Annotated in this window: 6 protein-coding genes; all 6 read left to right on the forward strand. The window is 40.7% G+C overall.

Annotated elements, in window-relative coordinates:
* The first annotated feature begins 114 nt into the window (after nucleotides 1–114).
* A complete protein-coding gene (locus D7Y06_RS06895; protein ID WP_120407066.1) occupies nucleotides 115–780 on the forward strand; it encodes a response regulator transcription factor in 666 nt (221 codons plus the stop codon).
* Nucleotides 777–2,258 carry a HAMP domain-containing sensor histidine kinase gene (locus D7Y06_RS06900; protein ID WP_016303335.1) on the forward strand — a complete coding sequence of 494 codons (1,482 nt, stop codon included), beginning with the start codon at nucleotides 777–779 and terminating at the stop codon, nucleotides 2,256–2,258. The genes D7Y06_RS06895 and D7Y06_RS06900 overlap by 4 nt, the downstream gene beginning before the upstream one ends.
* Before the next feature lie 131 nt (nucleotides 2,259–2,389).
* The gene (locus D7Y06_RS06905) at nucleotides 2,390–3,619 is read left to right on the forward strand and encodes an ABC transporter permease (protein ID WP_120407067.1); all 1,230 of its coding nucleotides are present in this window, start codon (nucleotides 2,390–2,392) and stop codon (nucleotides 3,617–3,619) included.
* Between the two features lie 16 nt (nucleotides 3,620–3,635).
* Nucleotides 3,636–5,027, forward strand: a complete 1,392-nt coding sequence (locus D7Y06_RS06910; RefSeq protein ID WP_120407068.1) for an ABC transporter permease — start codon at nucleotides 3,636–3,638, stop codon at nucleotides 5,025–5,027.
* A 13-nt stretch (nucleotides 5,028–5,040) separates the two neighbouring features.
* Entirely contained in the window at nucleotides 5,041–5,664 is a 624-nt protein-coding gene (locus D7Y06_RS06915) for an ATP-binding cassette domain-containing protein (RefSeq protein ID WP_120407069.1), read from the forward strand.
* A 541-nt stretch (nucleotides 5,665–6,205) separates the two neighbouring features.
* Nucleotides 6,206–6,852 (forward strand): ATP-binding cassette domain-containing protein (locus tag D7Y06_RS06920; protein WP_147415601.1); only part of this gene is annotated, 647 nt, incomplete at its 3' end.

The following is a 6,852-nucleotide window of genomic DNA, read 5'->3' on the forward strand; positions in this document are numbered from 1 at the left end:
GCACAGTTGAATCACAAAAAACAGATAATTATAATGGGAGTATTAAGTGGTTCAGTATAAAAATTCATACGCCATTCACACAGAAATGCTAAAATAAACTTGGAGGTGGTCTTTATGGCAAAGATATTGATTGTAGAGGATAACATAGATACAAACGAAGCTCTTTCTGAATACTTGCAGGAAGCAGGTCACGAAATCATATCCGCATATGACGGAACAGATGCTTTAGAGCTTTTTTCGCAGAATACAGTGGACTTAATTGTTCTTGATATTATGCTCCCTACCATGTCGGGGCTTGCAGTATTAAACACTGTACGAAAGACAAGCCAGATACCAGTTATCATGCTTACGGCTTTGGAAGATGAATATACACAGGTATCAAGTTTTGACTGTCTGGCAGATGATTATATGACAAAGCCGTTTTCTATGGTAGTGCTTGGAAAACGCATCACGGCATTGCTCCGTCGGGCAGGTGGCAAAGAAGAAACAAAAATTTGGAAATATGGTGATTTGACAGTTGATTTTTCTGGGTACTCTGCCTGCAACCCAAAGGGGAAAATAGATGTAACGCCAAAAGAGATTGACTTGCTGAAGCTCCTACTCGACCATAAAGGTCTGGTGCTGTCACGGTCGCAGATATTAAATGCAGTGTGGGGAGATGACTCTTATGTGATAGACCGTATTGTAGACAGTTATATTAGGAACCTGCGTAAAAAACTGGAACTTGACTGTATCGTTACCGTAAAGGGGATTGGCTATAAGTTAGAGGTGGATGTATGAAGAAACTGAAATTATTTCCAAAGACTTTTTTATACACATTTAGCCTGATGATAGTTATTGTGGCAGTTTCCCATTTGCTGGTCTATATTCTGCTTCCTACTGTTTACAATTACCGACAGCGTAATGCGTTGGAAGCCGATATTGAGAAATTATGCGAGGAAATTGCAGATACGGAAGATACGGGCAGGCTTGCTTTAGTGACTGACTTTGCGGGGAAATGGTATGCGGATATTCTGGTAAAATATGACGGATACACATATGAAATGAAACTGTTGAACGTGGGGGATGACGGATATTTGAAGTGTTCAGAGGACACCGAAAATCCAAGCGGAGATAAAGAAGATGTAAGCATCATTGCGGAAGAATCGGACGGCAAGATAAAAATATCTTTATCTCGAAATCCCAAAGGAGATAAAAATTTTTTATATGCAGAACAGATATTTCCGAACCAGAAAGGGTATGTGAGGGCGGTCATATCAAGGCAGCAGATTGAGGATGCAGTCAGTACCATCATAGTTATCCTGCCTGTTACAGCATTTGCCTGTACGCTTATCTCACTATTGTCTGCATTGCTGTATTCCCATATGCTCACGAAGCCTATCAAGCAGATTACTAATGTAACAAAACAAATGCAGGGATTAACGCATGGGATTTCCTGCGAAGTCCATACACACGATGAAATTGAAACATTGGCAGACAATGTAAACGCACTTTATAATAATCTGCTAAAAACAATCCATAACTTAGAGCAGGAAATTTATAAGGTAGAAGAAATGGAAGTGCAGAAAACAAATTTAATGCGCTCTGCATCCCATGAGTTAAAAACGCCTGTTACGGCTATCAATGCCATGTTGGAAAATATGATTTTAAACGTAGGGAAATACAAAGACCACACGATTTATCTGCCAAAATGTAAAATGCTCACAGAACAACTTGCAGTGATGATTAAAGAAATTTTAGACGCTTCAAAATCTACGGCGGATGATACGAAAAATGATACGGAAATTGATATATCAGAGCTGATAGAGCAGATGTCAGAACCGTATCAGATGATTGCAAAATCAAAGGGTATTCGCATAGAAATGGATGTTTCAGAAAACTTCTCTGTCCATTACCCTATATCAATGATAAGGAAAGTAATTTCCAATTTACTGTCTAATGCGGTTTCTTATACGCCCAAAGGAGGTACTATAAAAATTTATATAGAAGAACAAAAATTGGTTCTGGAAAATGAATGTGTCCCAATCCCGCAGGAATACCAAAAACATATATTTGAACCATTTTACCGATTTGAATATGGAGTTAAGGAAGCCCCCTGCGGGGATACCATGATGCCATTCGGCGGAAACAGGGAAACAAGGGGGAATGGTTTAGGGTTATACATTGTAGACACGGTATTGAAAACGCTGCAAATCCCCTATATGTTTACCGCCTTAGAGGATAATAGTGGGATGCGTTTCACGATTGAATTTGAATAGGATAAAAAAGCTGTCTATATCGAAAACAGGCAGTTTTTTTGTGATTTCACACGCCATTCACATTAGACTGATACCCCACTCACACCAGAGGTATAAAATTTAAGCGAAACAAACGAAAGGAGGAAAATTTTTTGAGCAGCTTGAAACGGGCATTTCTTTATGATGTACGGAAGAAAGGAAAAAGTCTGACGCTTTTTTTGCTATTGCTTTTGCTGACCGTTTCCGTTATGGTCGGCATTTCCATCCGAAGCGGAACAGAAAAAGCAGCCAGAGCTTTACGGGAAACGATAGGGGCGTCCTTTACGATGAGTGGCAGTATCAATCATCTGGAATTTGACGGGAGCGAAACGGGATATACCGCTGATAAAATCCCTATCCTGTATGAAACAGTGAAACAGATTTTAGGTGTTGGCGGGATAAAGGCGTACAATGCCGAACAAAATCTTTCCATTTCTGCGGAGGGATTGGAGTTTCTCTCTGGAATGGAAAGCGGTTATCTTTCTGCTAATACGGAAACCGCTTATCAGGCAGATTTTGTAAGCGGAATACTGGAACTGACGGAGGGAAGGCATATTACGGCAGAGGATACGGATGCAGCTGTTATCAGTGCTAAACTGGCAGAAGAAAATAATTTAGGGATTGGCAGTGAGCTGATATTGAAATCTGCTTCTGATGGCAGCGGGGAACAGGCAAAAGTTTTCGTCGCAGGAATCTATGCCAGTGACAGCAAAATGGAGTATGACGATGACACCATTTTTACGACGCATGATATTTTCTGGAAGCTGTCTAACCAAAAAACATCTGCATATTCTGGAAACGTGGCTTTTTTTGTGACCGACCCAGAGGAATTGACGCACATTGTCAAGCAGGTAAAACAGATTGCATCTATTCCGTGGGAGGACTGTTTTATCCGAATCAATGAATCGGAATACCAGTCAGTTGCATACCAAATCCAAACATTGGAGCAGCTTACGGGAATCATGCTTTTAGCGGTTATGCTTATCGGTATCATTGTAATTTTCCTTGTGATTACCATGCGGATAAGGAACAGAATACATGAAACAGGGATATTGCTTTCCATAGGCACATCTGTTTCACAGATTACAATGCAGTTCATCTATGAAATCTTAATGGTGGCTGTATTAGCGTTTCTGGTATCTTTTCCACTTGGCAGTTTTGTCACAGGGCAGGCAGAGAATGCTTTAAAAGGTATGGAAACAGTCATTCATATGCCGCTTTCTCTGCAAAACATATTGCTGCAATTTCTGATAGAAACATTCGTTATCGTATTCACGGTAATTCTGGCATCCCTGCCAGTTGCCCGTATGAAGCCAAAAGATATTTTATCAAAAATGAGCTGACAGGAGGATAAAAATTATGAGTACATGGAAAAGAGCTTTTTTATATGTCATACGGAAAAAGGTAAAAACCGTTCTTTTATTTTGCGTTTTGCTTGCGATGTCTACTTTTATACTGACGGGATTGTCTATTTATAAAGCAACGGATGATTCTGCCTTGAGCCTGCGTCAATCCGTGGGAGGGAGCATCCGATTAGAGTTAGATGAAAGTAATGAGGCAAACTGGCGGTATCAGCAGGCAGCAGGGGGAATGATGGTTGAATATGTTGGAACTCCCATTACTGACAAGGATATTCAAAAGATTATATCAGTAGACGGGGTGAAAGCATATAACGGCATAGGTGACGGGGATGTTTATGCAAAAGATTTTGATTTCATATCTGGGTTTAGTTTTGGTGCAGAATTCGATGACAGCAGGCTTCCATCTGTCACAAATTCAGAGTATTTTAATTTCTTTACCCGAAAAGCGTTCCAGTTGATAGAAGGACGGCATATTAAGGAAGATGATGACCATGCTGTTTTAATTAGTTCGGCAGTTGCGGAAAAAAACAATTTAAAGCTCGGCGATACCATTACCGTACAGTGCTGCTTTGACAGTGGTGATTATCCAGATGTGGAACTGACAGTCGTTGGTATTTACGAGTATAAGGGGGATACCGATTCATTCCAGACTACATCAACGGACAAGCGTAACCGTCTGATTATTGACCATAAGGCAATGCAGGAAATCATGCAGAGGGATGAAATACAGTATGACAATGGAGTTGATTTTTATGTGGACGACCCCAGAGAAATTGACAGGATTGCAAAAGAAATAAAGAATCTCGATTTGGACTGGGATTGTTTCTCACTTACGGTAGATAACTCTGCCTATGAAGCGGTTGCCGCATCTTTAACGTCCATGCAAAGATTGATTGTCTGGCTGATTGTCGGTTGTATTGTAGTGAGTGTCAGCATCTTGATATTGATTTTGTCCATGTGGATAAAACAACGGAGATATGAAACAGGAATACTGCTTTCGATTGGAATCACAAAAGGCAACATTGTTTTTCAGTATATAGTGGAAGTATTGTTGATAGCGGTAGTTGCTTTTGGGCTGTCCTACTTTACAAGCAGTTTGCTTTCGCAAGGTGTGAGTGATTTGATTTTCAATCAAGTAGCCGAATCACAGCCTATACCAGAAATAGAATTGCCCGATGACGGCTCGGAGTACCTTGATATAACAGGGCAGTATATTCCTTATGATTCTTCAAACATGGAAATGGTGGAAAGCGTTCAAGTGAATGTCAATCCAAACAATTTGCTTTATGTATATGTTCTTGGAGCTTTTCTTATCGTTCTTTCAGTTTCAGCGGCATCTATCACAGTGATACAGATGAAGCCTAAAAAGATACTTTCACAAATGGATTAAGGAGGAATTTATTATGAGCATTATGGAAATTCAGAAAGTCCGCTATTCTTACGATAATAAGCGGAATGTATTAAATGGCATAAGCACAGCACTGGATGAGGGGAAAATGTATGCCATCCTCGGACAGTCGGGATGTGGCAAAACCACGCTTCTGTCACTGTTGGGAGGTCTGGACAGCCCCGTAGACGGACAGATTTTATATGATGGACAGGATATTAAAAAGTTAGGGCTTGCCAATCACAGAAAAAATAATGTGGCATTTATTTTCCAGAGCTACAATCTGATTGATTATCTAACGCCAAAAGAAAATGTCGCTTTGACAGCAAAGCTTTCACCGCAGCCAATTTTAGAGCGTGTCGGGCTGACCGAGGAAGAATGTAAACGAAATGTCTTAAAACTCTCAGGCGGTCAGCAGCAGCGTGTGGCGATTGCCCGTGCATTGGCTTCCGATACGAAAGTGATACTTGCGGACGAGCCAACTGGAAATTTAGACGAAGATACAGCGGCAGAGATTATCTCCATCTTGAAAGGATGCGCCCATGAAATGAATAAATGCGTGATTATTGTTACCCACTCGAACGACCTTGCAAAACAGGCGGACACCATTTTTCGGGTAAAGAAAGGGAAGTTGATTTAAGCATGATAGTGAGTGGTAATTGAAACATAAAAAATTGTAATTTCTAAAATCAAATTGTTGTAATCTCAAGTTATGTGAGATGAAAAGTCTGAAAATTTCATAAAAATAGGATTTGACAAACTGCTGGTTTTCATGCTAAAATAATTTGCACTAATTTTAAAGGAGAACAGTTTCATGAGCTTTTACATCACAAACGAACTTCCGCCTAAAAAGAAAATCAGCTCTGTACAATCAAATCCGATGAAACATTGTACAGAGTATAGCGTAATATAACACGTTAGGATTTCATCGGGAAATGCAGCAGTACATGAGAGGGATTTTATGTCTTTTTCATATATTGTTTCTTTTTCCGTACAAATTTGTGTGCAGCAGGCTATGGACAGTGTTTTGTCCGTAGCCTTTTGTTGTATATGGGCTGTTTCCTGCAAGCGGTTTGCGATGGAACGGATATAGCAGAAGGCATGATACCAAGAGTATCTGACTTCTGCTATTTTTTTGCCCATTTTGAAAAATCAGACAGTAAAAAGAGAGGACAATGATTATGAGTTTATTAGAAGTTACGGGATTAACGCATTCTTTTGGAGAAAATTATCTGTTTAAAAACGCAGATTTTACATTGAACAAAGGGGAGCATATCGGGATTGTCGGTCAGAACGGGGCGGGAAAAAGCACGTTCATAAAAATTTGCACGGAGCAGCTTATCCCCGACTCTGGCAGGATAGTATGGCAGCCGAACACAAAAATAGGGTATCTCGACCAGTACGCCCAAATTGAAAAAAGCGTGGCGATGAGGGAGTTCCTGCAATCCGCATTTTCTGGGCTGTATGAGATAGAAAACAGGATGAATGAGCTGTACTGCCAGTCTGCGAATGGGGATATGGCAAAGCTAGGCATGGCGGCAAGGTATCAGGAAGAATTAGAACGCAAAGAGTTTTATTTGATTGACACAAAGATAGAACAGGTAGCGACAGGTCTGGGCTTAACGGCAGTCGGGTTAGACAGACCGATTGAGCAGATGAGCGGCGGGCAGAGGGCAAAGGTCATACTGGCGAAGCTGCTGCTTGAGAAGCCAGATATTTTGCTTTTGGACGAGCCGACGAACTTTTTGGACAAGGAGCATGTTACATGGCTTGCCGAATATCTTTCCAGCCTGCCAAACGCTTTTCTGGTAGTATCGCATGACTATGA

It is taken from the genome of Roseburia sp. 1XD42-69, assembly GCF_003612565.1.
Lineage (GTDB): Bacteria > Bacillota > Clostridia > Lachnospirales > Lachnospiraceae > Roseburia_B.